General features: G+C 51.6%; 22 protein-coding genes and 3 pseudogenes. 17 read left to right on the top strand and 8 right to left on the bottom strand.

What is annotated here, in order from left to right; translation table 11 throughout:
• Positions 1-124: 124 nt before the first annotated feature.
• On the bottom strand, positions 125-994 hold the full coding sequence (locus LQZ21_RS07800) for a Cof-type HAD-IIB family hydrolase (protein WP_411043719.1): 870 nt from the start codon (positions 992-994) through the stop codon (positions 125-127).
• 68 nt (positions 995-1,062) lie between these two features.
• Between LQZ21_RS07800 and LQZ21_RS07795 the strand changes: the two genes are divergently transcribed.
• The 10 genes and pseudogenes from LQZ21_RS07795 to LQZ21_RS07750 all read left to right on the top strand — a co-directional run bounded on the left by LQZ21_RS07795 (position 1,063) and on the right by LQZ21_RS07750 (position 10,565).
• On the top strand, positions 1,063-1,308 hold the full coding sequence (locus tag LQZ21_RS07795; protein WP_411043718.1) for a hypothetical protein: 246 nt from the start codon (positions 1,063-1,065) through the stop codon (positions 1,306-1,308).
• A gap of 53 nt (positions 1,309-1,361) precedes the next feature.
• Positions 1,362-3,896 (top strand): TonB-dependent receptor plug domain-containing protein, encoded by a 2,535-nt coding sequence (locus LQZ21_RS07790; protein ID WP_411043717.1) that lies wholly within the window; start codon positions 1,362-1,364, stop codon positions 3,894-3,896.
• An 11-nt stretch (positions 3,897-3,907) separates the two neighbouring features.
• Positions 3,908-4,792: a hypothetical protein gene (locus LQZ21_RS07785; RefSeq protein ID WP_411043716.1), complete on the top strand. Its 885-nt coding sequence runs from the start codon at positions 3,908-3,910 to the stop codon at positions 4,790-4,792.
• A 69-nt stretch (positions 4,793-4,861) separates the two neighbouring features.
• The gene (locus LQZ21_RS07780; protein ID WP_411043715.1) at positions 4,862-5,503 is read left to right on the top strand and encodes a MotA/TolQ/ExbB proton channel family protein; all 642 of its coding nucleotides are present in this window, start codon (positions 4,862-4,864) and stop codon (positions 5,501-5,503) included.
• The gene (locus LQZ21_RS07775; RefSeq protein ID WP_411043714.1) at positions 5,500-5,919 is read left to right on the top strand and encodes an ExbD/TolR family protein; all 420 of its coding nucleotides are present in this window, start codon (positions 5,500-5,502) and stop codon (positions 5,917-5,919) included. Before LQZ21_RS07780 ends, LQZ21_RS07775 begins: the two co-directional genes overlap by 4 nt.
• Positions 5,916-6,314, top strand: a complete 399-nt coding sequence (locus LQZ21_RS07770) for an ExbD/TolR family protein (protein ID WP_411043713.1) — start codon at positions 5,916-5,918, stop codon at positions 6,312-6,314. The genes LQZ21_RS07775 and LQZ21_RS07770 overlap by 4 nt, the downstream gene beginning before the upstream one ends.
• Entirely contained in the window at positions 6,307-6,951 is a 645-nt protein-coding gene (locus LQZ21_RS07765) for an energy transducer TonB (RefSeq protein ID WP_411043712.1), read from the top strand. Before LQZ21_RS07770 ends, LQZ21_RS07765 begins: the two co-directional genes overlap by 8 nt.
• 212 nt (positions 6,952-7,163) lie before the next feature.
• A pseudogene (gene gyrA, locus LQZ21_RS07760) lies at positions 7,164-9,671 on the top strand (DNA topoisomerase (ATP-hydrolyzing) subunit A); the annotation flags it as partial.
• 285 nt (positions 9,672-9,956) lie between these two features.
• Positions 9,957-10,160, top strand: a pseudogene (locus LQZ21_RS07755) (AAA family ATPase); the annotation flags it as partial.
• Positions 10,161-10,169: 9 nt separating this feature from the next.
• Positions 10,170-10,565 carry a PD-(D/E)XK nuclease domain-containing protein gene (locus tag LQZ21_RS07750; RefSeq protein ID WP_411043721.1) on the top strand — a complete coding sequence of 132 codons (396 nt, stop codon included), beginning with the start codon at positions 10,170-10,172 and terminating at the stop codon, positions 10,563-10,565.
• Between the two features lie 151 nt (positions 10,566-10,716).
• Here LQZ21_RS07750 and LQZ21_RS07745 read toward each other — a convergent pair whose 3' ends face one another.
• From LQZ21_RS07745 to LQZ21_RS07725, 5 genes are read right to left on the bottom strand one after another with little or no spacing between them, the layout of a single operon-like run.
• Positions 10,717-11,442, bottom strand: coding sequence for an energy-coupling factor ABC transporter ATP-binding protein (locus LQZ21_RS07745; protein WP_411043711.1), 726 nt, complete (start codon positions 11,440-11,442; stop codon positions 10,717-10,719).
• Positions 11,430-12,158 (bottom strand): energy-coupling factor transporter transmembrane component T family protein, encoded by a 729-nt coding sequence (locus LQZ21_RS07740; protein ID WP_411043710.1) that lies wholly within the window; start codon positions 12,156-12,158, stop codon positions 11,430-11,432. Before LQZ21_RS07740 ends, LQZ21_RS07745 begins: the two co-directional genes overlap by 13 nt.
• Positions 12,133-12,732 (bottom strand): cobalt transporter CbiM, encoded by a 600-nt coding sequence (gene cbiM, locus LQZ21_RS07735; protein WP_411043709.1) that lies wholly within the window; start codon positions 12,730-12,732, stop codon positions 12,133-12,135. Before cbiM ends, LQZ21_RS07740 begins: the two co-directional genes overlap by 26 nt.
• A complete protein-coding gene (locus LQZ21_RS07730; protein WP_411043708.1) occupies positions 12,719-13,195 on the bottom strand; it encodes a hypothetical protein in 477 nt (158 codons plus the stop codon). Before LQZ21_RS07730 ends, cbiM begins: the two co-directional genes overlap by 14 nt.
• Complete coding sequence (locus LQZ21_RS07725) at positions 13,192-13,989, bottom strand: DUF4198 domain-containing protein (RefSeq protein ID WP_411043707.1); 798 nt, start codon at positions 13,987-13,989, stop codon at positions 13,192-13,194. The genes LQZ21_RS07730 and LQZ21_RS07725 overlap by 4 nt, the downstream gene beginning before the upstream one ends.
• A 306-nt stretch (positions 13,990-14,295) precedes the next feature.
• Here LQZ21_RS07725 and LQZ21_RS07720 point away from each other — a divergent pair, with 306 nt between their 5' ends.
• The 4 genes from LQZ21_RS07720 to LQZ21_RS07705 all read left to right on the top strand — a co-directional run bounded on the left by LQZ21_RS07720 (position 14,296) and on the right by LQZ21_RS07705 (position 16,867).
• Positions 14,296-14,802 carry an META domain-containing protein gene (locus tag LQZ21_RS07720; protein ID WP_411043706.1) on the top strand — a complete coding sequence of 169 codons (507 nt, stop codon included), beginning with the start codon at positions 14,296-14,298 and terminating at the stop codon, positions 14,800-14,802.
• Positions 14,803-14,922: 120 nt separating this feature from the next.
• Positions 14,923-15,393: a YbaK/EbsC family protein gene (locus LQZ21_RS07715; RefSeq protein ID WP_411043705.1), complete on the top strand. Its 471-nt coding sequence runs from the start codon at positions 14,923-14,925 to the stop codon at positions 15,391-15,393.
• An 887-nt stretch (positions 15,394-16,280) separates the two neighbouring features.
• Positions 16,281-16,487, top strand: coding sequence for a hypothetical protein (locus LQZ21_RS07710; protein WP_411043704.1), 207 nt, complete (start codon positions 16,281-16,283; stop codon positions 16,485-16,487).
• Complete coding sequence (locus LQZ21_RS07705) at positions 16,484-16,867, top strand: PIN domain-containing protein (RefSeq protein WP_411043703.1); 384 nt, start codon at positions 16,484-16,486, stop codon at positions 16,865-16,867. Before LQZ21_RS07710 ends, LQZ21_RS07705 begins: the two co-directional genes overlap by 4 nt.
• 323 nt (positions 16,868-17,190) lie before the next feature.
• Here the strand turns inward: LQZ21_RS07705 and LQZ21_RS07700 are convergent, their stop codons facing one another.
• Positions 17,191-17,523, bottom strand: a complete 333-nt coding sequence (locus LQZ21_RS07700) for a type II toxin-antitoxin system HicB family antitoxin (protein ID WP_411043702.1) — start codon at positions 17,521-17,523, stop codon at positions 17,191-17,193.
• Positions 17,524-17,917: 394 nt separating this feature from the next.
• Between LQZ21_RS07700 and LQZ21_RS07695 the strand changes: the two genes are divergently transcribed.
• Together LQZ21_RS07695 and LQZ21_RS07690 are read left to right on the top strand one after the other, a co-directional pair.
• Positions 17,918-18,301, top strand: a complete 384-nt coding sequence (locus tag LQZ21_RS07695) for a DUF4160 domain-containing protein (RefSeq protein WP_411043701.1) — start codon at positions 17,918-17,920, stop codon at positions 18,299-18,301.
• A 7-nt stretch (positions 18,302-18,308) separates the two neighbouring features.
• Complete coding sequence (locus LQZ21_RS07690) at positions 18,309-18,569, top strand: DUF2442 domain-containing protein (RefSeq protein WP_411043700.1); 261 nt, start codon at positions 18,309-18,311, stop codon at positions 18,567-18,569.
• 21 nt (positions 18,570-18,590) lie between these two features.
• Here the strand turns inward: LQZ21_RS07690 and LQZ21_RS07685 are convergent.
• Positions 18,591-18,830, bottom strand: a pseudogene (locus LQZ21_RS07685) (polar amino acid ABC transporter ATP-binding protein); the annotation flags it as partial.
• 392 nt (positions 18,831-19,222) lie between these two features.
• Here LQZ21_RS07685 and LQZ21_RS07680 point away from each other — a divergent pair.
• Positions 19,223-20,686 carry a competence protein CoiA family protein gene (locus LQZ21_RS07680; RefSeq protein ID WP_411043699.1) on the top strand — a complete coding sequence of 488 codons (1,464 nt, stop codon included), beginning with the start codon at positions 19,223-19,225 and terminating at the stop codon, positions 20,684-20,686.
• The last annotated feature ends 6 nt before the right edge of the window (positions 20,687-20,692 follow it).

Here is a 20,692-nt window from a genome sequence, read left to right as displayed (position 1 = left end):
ATTCCCTTATTCGCCTTCTTCGCCTTTGTGGTCAAATTCTCTTCCCGTCTCTTCCTCTTCGTTCGTGGTGTTCGAGTGGTTCGTGGTTAATCCTATTCTTCCTGCTACCAGCTCTACGATTTCCTTACTCGGAACAGGGCCCGCCAAAAAAGAGCTCCTCCAAAAAGGCCGCGGCCCCTTCTTCCGCGTTGGAACCGATCCGGAGATCCGCGGCGGCCAGTACCGGGGGTTTGGCATTGGCGGGGGCGGCGGAAAATCCCGCGATTTCGAACAGGGGGAGGTCGTTTTCTTCATCCCCCAGGGCGATAAGCTCCCCGGAACTAAGCCCCAGATGGTCCATGGCCAGTTTGAGCCCCCGGCCCTTGGAAACTCCGGGGGCCATCACCTCCAAAAAGGAAACATAGGTCCGGGTCATATAGATCTTCCCGCCGAATTGTTCGGCCAGGAGGGGCCGGATGATGTCCTGTTGGGCAGGAGCGGTGATGAACATCCCCTTAATACAGCCCGGACAGCCCGGATCCGCCAGCGCTTCCTTTAAATCACCGATTACCGCATCTATGCCGGTATGGTTCCGGTACAAAGCGGTTTCCTCACCCCGGTACTCGGCCACCAGCCGGTCCCCGGGCCGATCCCGGGTGCCGGGAAAATAGATCTGATAATAAAGGCCCATTTTGCGGGAAAGATCCACACAAAAATTCGCCGTATCCTTGTCCAGCAGGGAGAGGTGCAGGATCCGTTCTCCGGGCATATCCGCCACCTTGGCCCCGTTAAAGTACACCATGGGCCCCCGGGCGTCCAGCGCGGCCCGGTACGGCTCAGCCCCGGCCACGGAACGCCCCGTGCAGAGGATCACGGCGATTCCCCGGCTTAAACAAGCCTTGAGTACCCGGAGGGTGCGGCCGCCGAGGCGGGCATCCGGGGTTAGGACGGTTCCGTCCAGATCCAGCGCCAGGGCCTTAATCCGGTCCGGATCAATTTTTATCGTGTCTTGCATAAATAGAATTTACAGTAGATTAAAACTTTCTCATAGACCCGGAAGTTTTTTTCATGTATAGTGAGATTATGAAAATAAAACGGAGCTGGCTCCTTAGAATTGTCGCGGGAATAGGCGTTTTTATCATCCTGTACAGTCTTATCCGGCACTTTTCCGGGTTCAGCTTTGGGGAGCGGGCGGAAAAGTATATGTTTGATACCCTTACCTTTGTTGCCCTGGGGGTTTTTATATACAATCGGAAACTGGCCGCCGATGAAGCCCGGGAAAAAAAGGCGGGAGAACAGCAGGTAGAAGATCAGAATCCCCCGGCTTAAGAAGTTGTCCCTATTCCGTTTGCCGAGGAGATATTTATCATGAGGACCATCCGGTGAGTAAAAAATTCATAGCCGGGATACTGGTGTTATTATTTTTCCGGATTTTTCTTTTTGCCCGGGATGTGGAGATCGTGGTGGAAGATGGCGATCTGGAACTTCCCCTGGAGGGGGCGGTGATCCTATCCTGGGACGGCACGGAATATACCTGTGACGAAGAAGGCCGGGTCATGGTGACGGTTCCCGAGGATCGCCCGGTGGTCCTGCGGATCCTCTATCCCGGCTATGAAAGCCGGCGGCTGACCATACCCCTTAGGGAGGACCGTTTTGCCGTAGCCTTGCGCCTGGGCGGAGATGTCATAGAAGGCCGGGAACTGGTAATAGAGGCCCCGCGGCCCGGGACCAGTGAGACCAAAAGCGGCCGGAGCGTGGCCATTAGCGGGGAAAACTTGTCCCGAACCGCGGAGATCGGGATTGTCCAAGATGTGATGACCTCCATAAAACTCCTCCCCGGGGTGGGATACGCCGGCTCCTTTAACGCCATGCCCTCCATTCGCGGGGGAGAACCCGGGGACCTTATGGCGGTCTTGGACGGGTTTTATATCAGCCAGCCCTACCATTGGGGGGGCATGGCTTCGATCTTTGATCCTCGAATGGTGGAAAGCGCCCAGCTTTCTCATGGGGTGTTCTCCTCCCGGTACGGCCACACCATATCAGGTCTGCTGGAGGTAAGATCCAAGCAGCCCTCTTCTGAGGAAACGGAGCTGGATGTCGGCATTTCTACCAGCGCGGTCAACCTTAACCTCTCTTTTCCTTTCGGGGGCAGGGGGGGGCTTATGGCTATGGGAAAGGTTACCTATTGGGATCCCTTTGTATGGCTGGCAAAGCAATTTATCGCCGCGGTAGAATATGTCCGGGTTGCTCCCTATATCCGCAGCATCGCCCTGACGGGAAATTACCGGTTTACGCCGGAGCTGGAATTAAGCGGCGCCGGTTTTTTTGGCGCCGATGGGGCCGCCGCCTTTTACGACACCGAGTACCGTTCTACGGATCTCTCCAGCCAAAGCAAGATGAGTTTTGACTGGGAAAATATGCTTGGCTTCCTCAATGCGGGCCTTGCCTATAATCCCCGGCCCACTATGATCCTCAAGGCAAGCGCCGGGGTGGGCTTTTTACAGTCCGCCGTGGAGGGATACATCAGCAACAAGGTTACTGCTAATTATTCCCAGGAATTTAAGAACCACTATCAGGTTTCTGATCTGTCGTATCATATTGATCGTTTGCAAAATATGGCCCTTACCACCACGACCGTCAACCTGCAGGGACGGGTGGATTTTGACTGGGATCTGGGCAGGGGCTTTCTCTTTGCCGCCGGGGTCCAGGAACTGTACTCCCAATGGATGCAGGCTGAAAATTCCCGGTTCTTTGTAGAACGGCCTAAAGAAGCATTGATCCAATTCGGGCCTCCCTATACGACGAAAATACCCAACGGGGGGTATGCGAGCTTTTTGGCCGCCCTTCCTATTGATGTCCATAACCACGGGATAACCACCTCCGCCTATTCCCTGGTGGAATATTCCGGTCCCCGCCAGATCTTTGGGGCGGAATTGGGACTCAGGATGGATCACCTCTATTTTATCGGCCGGGATTTTACCATCCAGACCATGCCGGTGGTTAATCCCCGGCTGAACCTGGATTTTAACGTCCTCAAGGACAAAGGCCCCCTGGATGCCGTGAGTTTTACCCTGGGGACCGGGCTTTTTTCATCCCAAAATGATTTGATTTTTTTTCTCGACGCCCAAAACGGGATAGACGATTTTGAACTCACCCAGAACCGGTCCTGGACCAGCATAGCCGGAACCAAGATCGACTTGACCGACGGATTTACCTTTACCCTGGAAGGGTACTTTAAATATGTCTTTGACCGGGCCTATGAAGGATTGGCCCTGACCCCCTTAGGGTCGCAGACGGTGGGTTATTTTGACGGTGAAGGTTATATTTGGGGTTTTGATATGATGCTCCAAAAACTCGAGTCCCGGTTTTGGGACGGGTGGATTTCCTACTCCTTTATCTATGCCCGTTACCGGAACCCCTCGGCCCAGGCCGATGAATGGAGTTCCGGGGCCGATAAGAATGGCGATTGGTATTATCCCTCCTTTCACCGTTTTCATACCCTTAATCTTATCCTGAACATCAAGCCGGTACGGTTTATCAATATCGCCTTCCGGTTCGGGTTAGCCGGCGGGACTCCACGATCCGATACGGGCCGTATCCAGATGGCCCCCTTGTTGTTGGAAGACGGCGACACCCTGGTGGAGGTATACAAACGGGGTTCCCACTATTCGGATACCAATCGTATGCCCTGGTCCATACCCATGGATATGAAATTTTCCTGGTATTTCTTTAATTCCCGGAATAAGGTGCAGGGGGAGATTTATCTGGGTATTGAGAATCTGCAAACCCTTTTTTACAAGCCCAAGGGGAATACCACCTTTAACCGGTATACCGGTAAGGAAGATGAGGGGAGCAGTACCGCATCCTATGGTTTGCCCATACCCATGATTTCCTTTGGGTATAGGTGGAGTTATTGAGGGGCCGGGGTATGAGAAGAAATAAAACCCGGGGGAAACGGGGCTTTTCCCCCACAAGCGTTTTCGCGGCGATTATAGCGGGCTTAGTGGTCCTCTGTTCCGGGTGTTCCAGCCTGGTTAATCTGGGCGGCCGGGCCTTGGACGGGTCGGCCTTTCGGGAGAAAACCCTGGCCCGGTACCGCGGCCCTGCAGAGGAGGGGCTGGGCCAGGTTGAGGTCCGGGAAGTCCGGGGGAAAACCGGCGGCTCCTCCCTCATCATCTCCTCCGGTGCGATGCCGGCTCTGGTTTTTAGGGGTTCCATCCCCGAGGCCGGGGAGTTCCACCTTATCTCCCTGGGGTTCCTCGCCTCCCATACCACGGGGTGGAACGAATTTACCCGGGAACTCTCGGGACGGGGCGTTTTTAGGGTCGAGGGGGACCAGGCAACGCTGCGGCTGGAAAGGCCGGTGGATCCCCTGGATATAAGCGAGGGAAAGATCCGGCAGAAGGACACCCGGCTTATTGGGGAGCAGGCCCTCCGGGCCCTGCGTAACCGGGAAGAGCGGATCGCCGTCCTCGTCCAATGGATGCACTCCCGGGAAGCGGTCCCTGTCTTTGCGGGCCAAAAATCTTTTGAACGGTACTGGAAGCCCATCCTGTTCCCCGAACTGGTCTCCAGGAAAAAGCGTCCCCCGGCCTGGAGTGAAGCCGGCGCGGTATGGACCAGGGCCGAGGATATACGGTGGAATACCAGCTATACCGGGATCCTGTTCCCCGAAGAATTGCGGATGGTACGGAATTCAGGCACCCTGCTTCGGGACTGGGAGGAGGCCGCTGCCTGGATATATCTGGAATACGAATGGGATCGGATGATAGCCCTTTGGGGTGAAGAAATTCAACTTATAAAAGTTAAGTGAGGTATATATATGGATAGTGGACAGGGAGGGTTTTCGTTATTAAGTTTTTTTCAAATGGGGGGCATTTTTATGTGGCCCCTTTTGGCCTTTTCAATTGCCACCATTGCCATTGCCCTGGAACGAACCCTCTATTTATTGTACCATGACTTGCGGATAGGGGCCCTTAAAACGCGGGTGGAGGAGTATATCAAAGCCGGGGACATCCCGGGGGCGCAAGCATATCTGGCCGCCTTGTCCAAACGCCGGGTCGGCGCCCGGATCCTCCTTGCCCTGGTTAACCGGGCCGGGCTTTCCGAACACCTTATCGAACGGGCCGTAGAAACCGAGGCCCTGAGCCGTATCAATTCCCTGGAAAACGGCTTCAACTTCCTTACCGCCCTGGGGTCCCTCTCCCCCCTGACCGGCTTTTTGGGTACGGTGTCGGGGATGATCGGGGCCTTCAAATCTATCGCCGAAGCCACCGAGGTAAACGCCCAAATCGTGGCCAACGGTATTTACGAAGCCCTGATCACCACGGTTTTCGGGTTGATCATTGCCATCATCGCCATGGTTTCCCATTCCCTGCTTACCCATGTGGTGGATAAGTTCGTCGCGGAGGTGGAACAGGCCTGCTCGGAGCTTATCATGGACTTGGCCATAAGCGGCGCGGAAAAATCCGGCGCCCGCCGCGCCAGCGCCGGAAGGCGGCGCCTTCATCGGATCCATCCATGAAACTCCGCCGGCGGAAACGGGAGCTCTATGAAGACTCAAGCGCCTTAAGCGACTTGGCTTTTCTTTTGATCATTTATTTTATCGTTATTGCCGGGTTTAATATCAACAAGGGTTTTTTGATGAACCTTCCGGCCCGGAATTCCACCCGCTTCATCCTCAAGGACGATCTTTTGCGGTATGAACTGGACGGGTACGGCCGGCTGCTGTTTCAGGGTGAAGTCAGGGAGCCCGCCGCTGCGGAACAGGAGATCCGTTCCGCCCTGGGGTCCAACCCCAACCTGGCGGTGGTCCTCACCGTGGACCCCCAGACCCCCTGGCAGCAGGTGGTTTCTTTTGTGGAATTGGCCCAGAAACTGCAGGTGGATTCCTTTTCGTTTACCATGAAGGATGAAAATAACCGGGACCCATACCCATGAAAATTAACCGGTCAAGAAAAAGATTAATCGTCCCCTTAAACGCCATGTCCGATGTGGCCTTCCTCCTCCTTATTTTTATCATGCTGGTCTCCCTGATCAACTACCGCAAGGAGGTAAAGATCGCCTATCCCGAGGGGGAAACCGCCAAAAAAGTGAGCGCTGAAAAAAACCTGGAACTCTGGGTAGACCGGCAAGGCTCGGTTTATTTGGACGGTACCCCCTGCGGTCTTGAGGAGGTGGAGATTGCGGTGGGGGAACTCTACCGCAATGCCCCGGATACCCGGATCCACCTCATCGCCGACCGGGACACTCCCTTTGTCCACATTAACCAGGTCCTCCAAATATTACAACTCCTCCAGTACCGGGTGGTGAGTTTTGTGGTGAAAGATGCGTAACTCCAACCTGATCCGCCCGGCCATCTTCCTGTTCGTTGCCCTTCTCCACGGGGTGGTGCTTTTCTACTGGGTGATCTATATTAAACCTGCCCTAAACGAACCGGAGCCACCCCTTACGGTGATGAAGCTGGTGGACATTCAGGAAGAACTGCCCCCGCCTCCGCTGCCCCCACCCCCGCCCCCCGCCGAACCTCCGCCGGCGCCTGCTGAAAATGTGGTGGAAACCATCGCGGAAAACATGACCGTGGTGGAAGAGGTCCCGGAGAAACAAACCCTGGTAGCGCCCGGTACGGTGACCGCCCCGGTAACCGTGCCGAGCCCGGAGCGGGAAACCTATTTGCCCCAAAACAAAATCACCAAGATGCCGTTTTTTTCCGAAGAGGCCATTAGGGAAGTGCTGATCTATCCGCCCATTGCCCAGCGTTCGGGGATCGAAGGCTCGGTGATCCTGGAGCTTTTCATCGACCGGGACGGGGTGGTCCAGCGGGTTATCGTCCTTAAAGAAACTCCCCCGGGCAGGGGTTTTGGGGAAGCCGCGGCCAAAGCCTTTCAGGGCCAGCGCTGCGTCCCGGCGGAATCCAACGGTACCACCGTGGGGGTCCGTTACCGTTATCCGGTACGGTTCAAACTCAATTAATCCGGATCAATGCGCATTAGGAACTGTTCAAAATAACTTGCCCAAAAGGGCAAGTTATTTCGTTATTGCGTAAGCAATTAGAATAAAATGCATCGCATTTTATTCTTGAACAGTTCCTTACGTCATCTCGACTGTTTTTCGATAAAATGGTATACTAGAGTCAGTTTCAAAAGGTGAATTTTTTTGAAATAGACTAAATCAAGAGGAATTTTGTGGCTGCGATTGGAAAAATAATCCCCGTTGCGATAGAAGATGAAGTAAAAAACGACTACCTTATCTATGCCATGTCGGTTATTGTGGCCCGGGCCCTGCCGGATGTGCGGGACGGTCTTAAACCGGTGCATAGGCGGCTCCTCTATTCCATGGATGAGCTGGGACTGCGGCCAAACGCCGCCACTAAAAAAAGCGCCCGTATTGTGGGGGATACCATGGGGAAATACCACCCCCATGGGGATATGGCCCTCTACGACGCCTTGGTCCGGATGGCCCAGGACTTTTCCCTCCGGTATCCCCTGGTACACGGCCAGGGGAATTTCGGTTCCCTGGACAATGATCCCCCCGCCGCCATGCGCTACACCGAGGCAAAAATATCCCGAATCGGCGACGAGATGCTCCAGGATCTCCGGAAAGAGACCGTGGACTTTATGCCCAACTTCGATGAAAGCCTTAACGAGCCCCTGGTACTTCCCGCGGCGCTGCCGAATCTCCTCATCAACGGTTCCAGCGGTATCGCCGTGGGGATGGCCACCAATATGGCCCCCCACAATTTGGTTGAAGTCTGTAACGCGGTCGCTGCCTATATCGATAACCCGGAAATAACCATTGATGAACTGATGAAACTGGTGACCGGCCCGGACTTTCCCACCGGGGGAATTATCTTTGGCCGCCAGGGCATTCGGGACGCCTATAGAACCGGCCGGGGCCGGCTGCTGGTCCGGGGCCGCTTCACCGTGGAAACCTCAAAATCAGGAAAAGAACTGATCGTTTTTAACGAGATCCCCTATAACGTGAATAAGGCCGCCCTGCTTATCCGGATCGGCGACTTAATCAAAGAAAAGGTAATCGACGGTATAGCCGCTTTTAACGATGAGTCTGACCGCGACGGGATCCGCATCGTCATAGAGCTCAAACGGGGGGCGATCCTCAAGGTGGTGCTGAATCAGCTTTTTTCCAATACCAGCCTGCAGTCCACCTTCGGCATCATCAACCTGGCCCTGGTCAAGGGTAAACCCCAATGCCTCAACCTTAAGGAACTGATCCGCTACTTTGTGGAACACCGGGTGGAGGTGGTAACCCGCCGGACCCGGTACGAGCTCCGCAAGGCCGAGGAGCGGGCCCATATCCTGGAAGGTCTGGTCATCGCCCTGGCCAACATCGACGAGGTGGTGGCTATTATCCGGGCGTCCCGGGATATCAACATCGCCAAGGAAAAACTGCGGGAGCGGTTCCTTCTCTCCGAAGCCCAAGCCCAGGCCATTGTGGATATGCGCCTGGGACGGCTCACCAGTCTGGAAGTCGAAAAGCTCAAACAGGAATTGGAGGAACTCAAGGTCCAGATCGCCTACTTTAAATCCCTTTTGGAGGATGAAAAAAAGCTCCTGGGGGTCATCAAGGACGAGACTGCCGTGATTCGGGACCGGTATGGGGATAAACGGCGTACCGAAATTGTGGCCGGGGAAGTGGAAAATATCAATATTGAGGACCTCATCAAAAAAGAGGAGATGATGATCCTCATTTCCAACCTGGGCTATGTCAAACGGGTCCCCGTATCGGCCTACCGGAACCAAAGCCGGGGCGGCAAGGGCATGCAGAGCGCCAAATTAACCGAAGATGATTTTGTGGAGCAGATCTTCGTAGCCTCCACCCACGAATATATCCTGTTTATCACCAGCGAAGGCAAGGCCTACTGGATGAAGGTCCATGAACTCCCCGAGGGCAGCCGTACCAGTAAGGGGGTTCACATCAAAAGCCTCCTCACGGTTTCTCCCAACGAGGATATCACTACCATTGTATCCCTCAAGGACTTTACCGACGATCAATACCTCTTTATGGGTACCGCCCGGGGGGTGGTCAAAAAAGTACGGATCAGTGAGTTTACCAACGCCAAAACCCGGGGTATCATCGCCCTCAATTTGGATGAAGGGGACAAGCTGGTAAGCGCCCTGCTTACCGGCGGTTCCGACGAAGTGGTACTTATCTCCCGGAAAGGGCAGGCCCTGCGTACCCACGAATCCCATATTCGGGCCATGGGCCGTTCCTCCCGGGGGGTTACGGGGATGAAACTTGACGATGACGACGAACTCACGGGCCTGCTCCGGGTGGACCCCTTGTCCCCGGCCCCGGCAAAATCCCAAACCCCTTCGGATTCCGGGGATGCCCCGGAGACTTCGGCTTCAGGGGATCTTCCTGTCCCGGATTCCGCGGCTGATTCGGCGGAAACTTCAACTCCCTGGGAAAAGATGCTCCTCCTTTCGGAGTTCGGTTTTGGCAAGCGGGTTGAATTCAGCGAGTTTTCCTCCCATGGCCGGGCCACCGGGGGCCAGCGGATCTACACGGTCTCTGAAAAAACCGGGGAGCTTGTCGGCTGTGTCAATGTCCTGGATAACGAGGAGATCATGTGTATCACGAGCCAGGGTAAATCCATCAAACTCAAGGTCGCCGCTATCCGGGTGATGGGCCGTTCCGCCCAGGGGGTCAAGATCCTCAGCATCGATAAGCCGGACTTTGTCATCGGGGTGGATCGTATCGTCCAGGAAGAATCGGTTTACGAGAAAAAGGGCTCCGGTATAGCCGAAGCTGATCCCGGCGAACCTGACCGGACGGAGGATGCAGCGGAGGACCACGATGTCCCGCCGGAACTGGATACGGAACTTGAAGGCGAGCCTTTCGAAGCGGATCCGGAAGAGGATAATCAGGATCGGGATGATGAAGTCCAGGGAGAACTTTTTGACGGGGAAGAATGACCGCTATTGAATTATCCCTTATGAGCCGGTTATACTAAGACCATGATCCCGCGGAAAATGCCCATCGGCATACAGGATTTTGAGAAACTCCGTACAAATGGCTGTATATATGTGGACAAAACCGCTTACGTGTACCGGCTGGCAGCCGAAACCACCCCCTATTTTCTGAGCCGGCCCCGGCGTTTTGGGAAAAGCCTCTTCCTCTCCACATTAAAAGCGTATTTTTTGGGAAAACGGGAACTTTTTGATTTTTTCATGGGGAAGTTTTTTGTGGATCTGCGGGCAGGGGATGTGGAAGGATTTATGACGCGGCTGCGGGCATTTTTTTCGAGTATTCCCTATGATCTGCATGAACGGACAGAACGGTACTACCAGACGGTGTTTTACCTGGTGTTCCGGCTGCTGGGGCAGTATGCCGAGGCAGAGGTCCGGAGCGCCGCGGGCCGGGCAGACGCGGTGGTAACGACGAAGGACACGGTATATGTGTTTGAGTTCAAATTGCTGGGGAACGGCACGGCAGCGGACGCCCTGAAACAGATAGATGAGAAGGGGTACCTGATACCCTGGACCGCCGGCACCAAGAAGCTGGTCAAAGTAGGGGCCATATTTGACCCGGCCGCCCGGACCCTGGGGGAGTGGCAGGCGGTTTGAGGGGTTAATTGGTGACAGTCACCGTTTCGGAGAATCAAGCATGAAGCGGGAAAAGTAAAGCGCAGGCCCTTCTCCCCTATTCTTCCCGCTTAATTATTCTTTACTTCTTCGCCTTCTGCGCCTTTGTGGTGAATTTCTTATAGGCCTACGGCTAAGCGGATGAGAGACTCAAGGGTAATTCCAGGCCGATACCCCGGAGGAAGGGTCCGTCCCGGAGGAGTTCCGCGGCCTTACCGTGGGCGGAGATTTGCCCCTGATGGAGGAAAAGCGCCTCCCCCTCCAAGTCCAGCATCATGTCCAGGTCGTGGCCGGCGATGATCTTGGCGCAGTTCAGGCTTTTGAGCAGGGCGATGATGTTCCGCCGGGACCGGGGGTCCAGGGCGGCGGTGGGTTCATCCAGGAGCAGAATTTCCGGTTCCAGGATCAGGGCCGTGGCAATGGCGGCCCGCTGTTTTTCCCCGCCGGAGAGTTTATACGGGGGGCGGTCCGCGAGGTGTTCGGCCCCCACCGCGCTGAGGGCCTCCAGGGCCCGCTCCCGGCCCTCCACGGGGCTTACTCCCCGGTGCATCACTCCAAAGGCCACGTCTTCCCAGACCGAGGGCATAAAAAGCTGGTTGTCCGGTTCCTGAAAAACCATGCCGATGTTTCGCCGTTCTCCGCCTTTCCGCCGGGAAACTGCTTCCCCATGGATCAGGATCTCCCCGGAGGCGCCGTTGATGCCGCCCGCGATAAGTTCCAGGAGAGTCGATTTGCCCGATCCGTTAGCTCCGGCGATACAGAGACAGCCCCCTTCTTCCAGGGAAAAACAAATATCCTTCAGAGCAGGAATGTGGCTATAGTAGCTATAACAGAGATTGGTTACCCTTAAAAGTTCCATAGTTTCCCGGTTAAAAGCCTGTCCAGAATCCGGAGGATACAGGAGAGGGAAAGGCCAACGCTGAGGAAAAGGGTATCCCTCCCTTTCCAGGAGAACATCCGGGTCATGGGGATGACGCCGTCAAAGCCCCGGACTTCCATGGCTTTACCGGCTTTTTGGGCCCGTTGGACGGCGCTTATCAGGGCGGTCCCAAATACCGCCGTGTAGGAAGACCAGCGTCCAAGGGTGCTTTGCCGGGGACGCCGGATCAACATGGATCGTACCGAAACAAACACCCGTTCATACATCACAAAGATATACCGGTAGGTCAAAAGAAACAAGGCGGTGAGTTTATCCGGGCAGCGGAGTTTTATCAGGGCGTTTGCCAGGCCGCCGGGCCCCAGGGGAATGATCGTTACCATGTATAGCAGGGCGGCGGTATTGATCCGCAGGGTGTATACCAGGGCTTCCCCCAGGGCGGTCCTTACATCAAGGCCGCTGAGGGGCAGCGTCAGCCAGAGGACAACGGCCAAGAGGTTCACCGGGATAAGCCGCAGCAGGACCGTCGGTATATCCCTGATAAGGCAGAGGAAAAGTCCCAGGATACAGCCACCGAGGATCAGGGGATGTGAGATAGTAATACTTGAGAGGATGAGGCATACCCCCGTCCCGATACGGCAACGGGGATCAATGCCTATAAAAACATCATTTTTAAATTCGAGTCTGTTTAAATACATGATCCGGCAGGGTCCTTGCAAGAAAGATAGCCATCAGTACCGAGATAACCCCCTCCACCACCGCCAGGGGCAGGTTGGCCGCGAAAATGAGGGCCGCGGTCAAGGCCAGGTTCCCGTTACTGAAAAACAGGGCCGCGGTTACCAGGACCGCGCCGGTTATCACCGCGATAAAGCCCGCGGTAAAGGCGGAGAGGAGGTGCAGCCGCCGGGGGAAGACCCGAAAGACACCGTACCCCGCCAGCGCCGCGGTTCCCATGATGGCGGTATTCGCCCCCAGGGCGAGGAGGCCCCCAAACTGGAGGAGCAGCCCCTGGAGCAGCAGGGCGGTAAACAGGGCGGGAATTGCGCTCCATCCCAAAAGGAAACCCGCCATACCCAACAGGGTCAGGTGGATACTGGAAGGCCCCAGGGGCACGTGGACCAGGCTTATAAGAAAAAGAACCCCCGAGACCAGGGCTGTTTTCGGCAGTTCCTCCGCCTGAGTTTTCCGTAATCCTATACCGAGACCCGCCGCGGTAAGCGCCCAGCCTGCGGCCAGAACCGGCGGCGAGAGGACCCCTTCACTGATGTGCATGGATCCCCCTTTTTTTGATGATCCCCCGGAGGATAAAATTGTAAGCGGCAAAGATGTTTAGGATCAAACTGAGTCCCAAGATCAGCCGTATCCCCAGGGAAGCCTGTTCCCCGGTCTTTTTCGGGGCCTCATCCGCTGTAGCAGCGGCGCTGATAATGATACTCCCCTGGTGGCCCATGTTGTCGGAAGCCTCTATCGTCCATTCTCCCTCCTCGTCGGGGATAAAACTAAACCGCCCGTTTCGGTCGGTAAGGCTGGATAAAACCTCCGTATCGGGCCGGGAAGGGGCAAAAAGCCGGATCTTGGCAAACATCATGGGTTCCCCGGTACTATACTTAAAGTGTATCGTTGCCGCCGGCAGGGCCCCGCTGATGTCATAAACCTCAACGCCGTGGGCAAAAAGTCTCCCGGGAAGCAGGAGCCCCGCCGATAAAAGCAGGGCTAAATACCCTCGTCTTTTCACTTGACGGCAAACACCAGTATAGCGGCGTTATTGTCTTCGTCGGTACTGGGATAAGCGGACTTGCGGGTATCGCTGATCCGGACCAACCAAACGCCGGGATTGGTGATTCGGAACTGAACCTCTCCTTTAGCATCAGTTTTTTCGGTTTGTGCGTAGGCGTTTTCGGTCTTATAGTTGTAATAATCGTAGGTTGCGGAAATTTCCGCGTTTGCCAGGGGTTGTCCATTGTACAATACCCGGAACCGGGGCCGGGAGCCGTTCCGGTACTGGGCCGGATTTTCCAGGGGAATGATCTCCAGGGCATGGCCCAGGGGCCGGTTAAAGGTCGTATCCCGGGTATTGGGATTGAGGTAGAGCTTTGAGTATTTTGCAAAGTACCGGGCAGTCCCTATGGTTTTTCCGGGATTAGCGGCCTGAACTTCGGCCCGCCTGCCATCGGCGTACCCTCCGTCGGTAAAGAGACAATAAAATCCCCCGATACGGTTACCCACCACGATCACCGGGGTATCATCGGTCAGGCGGTAAGAGGCCTCATACCAGAGCCGGTCACGGTTCGCCGTGAGGGGCAGGTTGCCCCCGGTTTTGGCGCCGTTTTTTACGATATAGACCTCGTTCACCTCCACGGGCTCCAGCTCCTCCCCCACGGTAAAGTAGTGGGTGGAAAGGGCGGCGATCTTCACCGTATCACCGGCGCGGTAATCCTTTACTTCCTCGGGCATCACAAAAAATTCATGGGCAGAAAGATGGGCGGCCAGCAGAATAAGGGCGGCCCCCAGAAAAAACAATTTTTTCATACTAAACTCCTTGTAACAGATGATTTTTAGGAGTTCATCTCCGGACAGGTTTTTACCCTGTTATCCCTTCGTGGAAGTACTTGAATGGAAATTGGAACTTCAGTTCCCCGGAATCATCCATCAGCGGATGATCTGAAGGCACAGCGCCTTCAACAGCTTCATGCGGATAAATTTTAAGACCTTCCCAAAACTTCGGTTTTGAGAATGATTTATTTTATATCATTTTTTTATAAACCTGTCAAGCGGTACCGACAATTCTCACCACATGAATTGCCATAAATCCAAATAGTGGGTATGATTATAGGTATGAAAAAGAAAGCTAAACTCCCTATGGTTCCGGCTGTGTTCCGGATATGCTATTTTACCGTTTTGTTAAGCGCTATTTTTATGGCTGCTGCCTGCTCCGGCGGTCCCTCCGCCCGGGAAGCCCCGGGATTCTCCGACATCCTGGGGAAGGACTGGCGTTTGATCAGGATCCGTACCGAAACCGATAGCATCAACCTGGACCGGGAAGTAATGGACGTCGCAGGTGTGGGGGATGCCTTTACCCTGCGGTTTGAAGAAGATCGGATCAACGGCGTGGCCTTGCCGAATCGTTACTTTGGCCCCTATGTCCGGGAAGGGCAAGCCATTAGTTTTAAGGGAATTGCCTCTACGCTTATGGCCAGTTCTAACGAGCTGGATATCCTTAACGAAAATGAATATTTCGGCTACCTTGATCGGGTACAAGGCTGGGCTTTGCGGCTGGGCAGGCTGGAACTCCATAGCGCCACCCCCGACGGTCAACAGGCGATTTTGATCTTCAGCGAGTAGAAGAGGGGCAAGAAAAAAATAACGTATTTCTTCCCGTATTGTTTTTATGCGCCTTCGTGGTGAATTTCTTAAATTTCCTTTGGGAATTAGTTCGTATAGAAATGAGCAGGACGGTAGAAAATGGCAATAGAGCAGGTAAAAGAGTATTTAAAACGCTGGAACCGGGATAAGGACATTATTGAAATGGAGGTGTCCACCGCAACCGTGGCCGCCGCCGCCGCCGCTCTGGCGGTTGCCCCTGCCAGGATAGCGAAAAGCATTTCCCTTAAATTGGGGGATAAAGCGATTGTGGTGGTAATTGCCGGGGATATGAAGCTGGACAACCGTAAATACAAGGATCATTTTGGCATGAAGGCCAAGATGCTTTCCCCCGAAGAAACCCTGAACGCAACCAGCCATGCGGTGGGCGGGGTGTGTCCCTTTGGGCTTCCCCAAGGGGTGGATGTTTTTTTGGATATTTCCCTGCAGCGTTTTGACACGGTGTTCCCCGCCTGCGGAAGCGGCAATTCGGCCATTGAGCTTACCATGGATGAACTCCACGAATATTCCCAAAGTGAGGGATGGGTCGATGTGTGTACACCGGTACTTTAGTCGTGACCGGTACTTTAGCCCCATATCGATGACCGAGGGGGCACGGCATTTCGCCCCGCTCACTAACCTGTAGAGTCCGCCTCCGCAGCCCGCTTGTTTTTGGTTATGGTTATATTTTACGCTAAGCGGTCTGCTGCGGCGGAGAATTCCAGAGACGTGAGCGGGGCGAAATGCCGTGCCCCCTCAGCCTTATCAGGCGAGGGGCTAAAGTACCGGCTTGTGCTGGGGGAATGTGCTGGTGGAGGGAGGGTGATACAGGTGCGCTGGGCTTGTTCGACGGCGTTGCGGGGGTTGTTTATAAACCGGGTGTTTCACGTGAAACGTTAGGGGGTGGCATTTCGCCCCGCTCACTAACCTGTAGAGTCCGCCTTAGCAACAGACGTGGGGCGAAATGTTGTGTTCCCTCGGCCTTGTCAGGCGAGGGGGGCTAAGGTACCGGCTTGTGATGGGGGGAATGTGCTGGTGGAGAGGGTGTGATATGGGTGATTTGGACTTGTTCGATGGTGTTGCAGGGGTTGTTTGTAAACCGGGTGTTTCACGTGAAACGTCTGGAGTGGCATTTCGCCCCGCTCACTAACCTGTAGAGTCCGCCTTAGCAACAGACGTGGGGCGAAATGTTGTGTTCCCTCGGCCTTGTCAGGTGAGGGGGCTAAGGCATCGGCTCGTGATGGGGGGGATATGCTGGTGGAGGAAGGGTGATACAGGTGCGCTGGGCTTGTTCGACGGCGTTGCGGGGGGTTGTTTGTAAACCGGGGTGTTTCACGTGAAACGGCTAGTGATGCGAAATGGCCTAACTGGTTATAACAAAATTGTATATAAAATCACACATAAAAATGCAATGATAAAAAATGTTGACAAATATGATAGTATATCATATATTATATCGTATGAAAATAACTGCAATAATCGCTGATGATTTGGTCAATGACGTAAAGGCATATACCCAAAGTTCTACCGTTACTGAAGCAATAACAATTGCTCTACAAGACTGGATAGATCTGTATAATATTAAAAAACTCAATAAACAAATAGCCCAAAAACCTGTTTTTATAAATGATGGGGAAAAACTTCGTGAAATTAACAGACAAAAATGATAATACTTGATACAATTGTTTGGATAGAATATTTAAGGAATAATCACGAATATTATTTTATAATATCTCCATTATTAGAAAGAAATGAAGTCATGGCGGTTGAATGTATATTTGGGGAATTATTACAAGGAGTTAAAAACAAATATGAAGAAGAAATGATATTGAACTATTGGAAATATTTGCCAAAGAAAAAGTATGATGAAATAATAATAGAAGCAGGAAATTATGCAAATAAAAATAAATTGTCAGATCAAGGTGTCGGATTAATAGATGCAATAATATTGATGCATGGGATAAAAAGCAATTCAAAAATATGGACAATAGATAAAAAATTCCGAAGAATAATACCGGAAGAATTGAAATATATTGGCAGTGAATAGCAACGGCAACTTCGCATAACAGGACTGTTTACGCTTCGGGGCCTAACGGCCCCTCGGCCTTGTCAGGCGAGGGGCTAAAGTACCGGCTTGTGATGGAGGGGGTGTGATACGGGTGATTTAGGCCTGTTCGACGGCGTTGCAGGGGTTGTTTGTAAACCGGGTGTTTCACGTGAAACGTTAGGGGGCGAAATGCCGTGCCCCTCGGCATTATCAGGCGAGGGGGCTAAGGTATCGGCTTGTGATGGGGGAAATGTGCTGGTGGAGGGAGGGTGATATGGGTGATTTGGGCTTGTTCGATGGCGTTGAACACACATTTAGTCCCTTTATGATATTTTTGATAGAATATATTGATTCAATGAAATTCCTTCTTCGGCTGATTTGATCACCAGTTTTTTATGTACTTCTGATGGAACTCTTAAGGTTAAATTTCCCTTGAATTTCTTTAGCCCAAATGGTTCGGGAATTGGTTCCTTTTCTTCTTCCATCCATTTTATGCTTTCTGCAACTACTTTTTCTATTTCCAACAATGCGTTACTTGCCGTATTACCATGAGCCATTAATGAGGGAAATTCCAGACATCGGGCAATATGTACTTTGTCTTCTTCAGACCATTCGACCCTATAAGTGTATTTCTCAATTAAGTTATTTTTTCCCATGTTTCTTCTCCTTTGTTTTGGCTTTTTCCGGTTTCATATTTTCATCTCGTCTAGTTTCTTTAAATTCGTGGCTTCCCAAAATGTTTTGTACAAATTTGTAACAAATCCACAAATTTCACATTTTTTGGATTCGCCAAAATCTCCTTTTCCATAACTATATGATAGCGTATACACTATCATTTATCAAGAGACAATTTTTTTTTCATGCCGCAAGGATGCAGCGTGATTCGAAAGTCTGGTTTCATACCCCGGAGCTTGCTCCGGCTCAAACAACGCAACGCATACAAAAAATTGGTATTAAACCAGACGGTACTATAAATTTCCTATCGAACGAGCCTCCGTTCCGAATCAGGCAGCGCTTAAGATACCGCGGAGCTTGCTCCGCGGAGGCTTATTGCGGTCTGTAGCTTCCCCTTCAACGGGGGTTTCACGTGAAACGTCTCAGTATGCAATTGTACCAAAAAACATACGTAAAAAACTTCTTGAAAATGATTTAGCTATAGATTATTATAAAATCATGCCGGAATTAAGCCGTTTTTTGGGAATTATCATGGCTATGTATTTCAACGACCATAATCCACCGCATTTTCATGTTATATATAATGAATACGATGCGGAAATAGATATAAGAAATTTATCAATTTTGGAAGGTAAGTTACCTGCTCGTATTTTGGGGCTTGCCATAGAATGGGCAGAATTACATAAAGATGAATTGGTAGAAGATTGGGATTTAATACAAACGACGGGAAAATATAATAAAATTCAACCATTAGTTTAAGGAGAGGATGGAAATGATCAGGGTAATTAACGCAGAATTAAAAGGGGAATATAAAATCCTTGTTGAATTTAACGATGGAATAAAAGGGATCATGGATTTTAAAAAAATACTGGAAGAAGATCATAGGGAAATAGTAAGGGAATTATTAAATATGGATTTATTTAAAACGGTTAAAGTAAATTTAAATACGTTGTGTTGGGATAATGATGTGGATTTTGCGCCTGATTATTTATATGAACAAATAAGAGCAAGTAAAAATGTTGCATAAAACAAACAGGGCCAGCCATCGTTAGAGTACGCTCTGCAAGAATTGGCGGGTCCGGTCGTTTTGGGGGTTGTTGAACATGGTCGAGGGCTGCCCCACCTCCAGGATGGAGCCTTCAAACATAAAAACCACCTTGTCGGCTGCCTCCCGGGCAAAACCCATCTCGTGGGTTACCACCAGCATGGTCATCCCCCCCTGGGCCAGGGTTTTCATGACCGCCAGAACCTCCCCCACCAGCTCCGGGTCCAGGGCTGAGGTGGGCTCCGTAGATGGTGTCAGTCACTTTTTGCGCTCCCTTTAGCCCCATATCGATGACCGAGGGGGCACGGCATTTCGCCCCGCTCACTAACCTGTAGAGTCCGCCTTCGCAGCCCGCTTGTTTTTGGTTATAGATACATTTTACGGTAAGCGGTCTGTTCCGACCGGCCTGATGCCTTTTCTGGTAACCGTGGCTTCTTTTGGGCCTACGCCATGCTGATTTTCTTGGGTTAATACGCTCAATATTTCGCGTGAATTTATTGGGCGGGGAATTCCAGAGACGTGAGCGGGGCGAAATGCCGTGACGGCTCGTTATGCGACATAGGGGCTAAAATTTTTGTAAAATATCGTATAAAATAATATTGACAAAATATTTTAAGAATAATATAGTGCAATAAATGAAGCCAATTGGATATCGTTTTCAAGGTAATTTTTATAAATGTGACAATGCAACGGATGCATTTATTGATATTTTTGAAAAATTTGCCGAATATGATGAAACATTTCTTACCAGATTTGAAAAAAGTAATTGTAATAATAAAACAGAAAAAAGGCATCTTATTTCGAAAAACAGAGATAATCTTTATATCGCAAGTCCTCATTTGACTGAATTCTCTGTACAAATGAAATCTGGCTATTGGATAGCAACAAATTATAGTACAAATAATAAAATATCTTTTATTAAGGATGCTTGTATTATAGTTGGATTAAAATATGGCGAAGATGTATCTGCCACTCTCGAAGTATCTGATAATTCTTCAAAAATATATGTCTGTGATACAGATACTAGAATCTTTGTAAATGCTGCAAATGAAGAAATATGTCCGGCTAATGCAAGTTATCATGAAATATATTTTTGCGCTTATTGCCATGGCATTTCATTCTTAAGGAACACAAAGAACAGAGGTTTTCATTTTTATCATAAGGAACAACCTCGTATACCATGCCCACAATACACAGGTGGTGGTGAATCGGATTGGGATGGGGATATTATAGACCATGAAATTGACTATAAAAAACGTTTGCAGGAGACAATATGTCAATTAAGGGAGAATGGTAATGAATCTTGGCTTGATGGTCAGTTAGATAGTGATATTATTAATCCACCTATAACTGAAATTCGGAAAAAAATGAATGGCGTACCCATCGATCCTAACGATGGGTATCGGAATGCGGATGTCCGTTGGGATCCCAAGCATACACAGCATTACCAGGGGGATAGGAATTTTGACCCGGCTACGGGCGTTCCCTTTACGTTTAGCAAAGCCCATTTTATTGATATTAATCGTGAAGAAGGAACAGTCAAAGTATCGGGTATTGCGGTAGATCCGGAGACCGATCAACGGACTCCGGCCAGGGCCTATATTCCGTTATGGTACGTTAAAATGGGCGATGAGGGTCAACCGCTTCAGAAGGGCCAGCAGTATCCGGTTAAACCGGAGTGGATTGTTCATTTCTTTAAGGAGCGTGAACGTGAGCCCAATGCTGAGGGTGTTCTTGAGGATACCTTAGCTGGTGTTAAGGGTGCTGAAGATGAAGATTGGCTGTCTACGGGTATTGGTCGTCTGGGGAAAGAAGATTTAAATTTACTGGGCAATGAGGGTCCTGAAGCTGAAGACTTGACCTTGCCTGGGGATTCTTCGGTAACTGGACCTCCTGTCTTTAATAAGATCGATGAATTTATTAAAGATGAAGATATTAATTTTGCTCCTCGTGGCTTAGAAAAGTATGCTGGGAAAGTTTCAAAGTTTGCAAATATGGCACTTACTCCAGATGGTCCAGATTATGAGGAAGAGGCTAAAAAGAAACGCGGTCGGGCGTCTGCTCCAAAACCGGCAATTAACGCGGCTGACTTTATGTAAGCGCAC

The sequence above is a fragment of the Treponema sp. TIM-1 genome (genome assembly GCF_046533115.1).
Taxonomy (GTDB): Bacteria; Spirochaetota; Spirochaetia; order Treponematales; family Breznakiellaceae; genus JAIRMO01.
The sequence above is the reverse complement of the archived record's forward strand: the minus strand, read 5'-3'. Positions and strand labels throughout refer to the sequence as shown.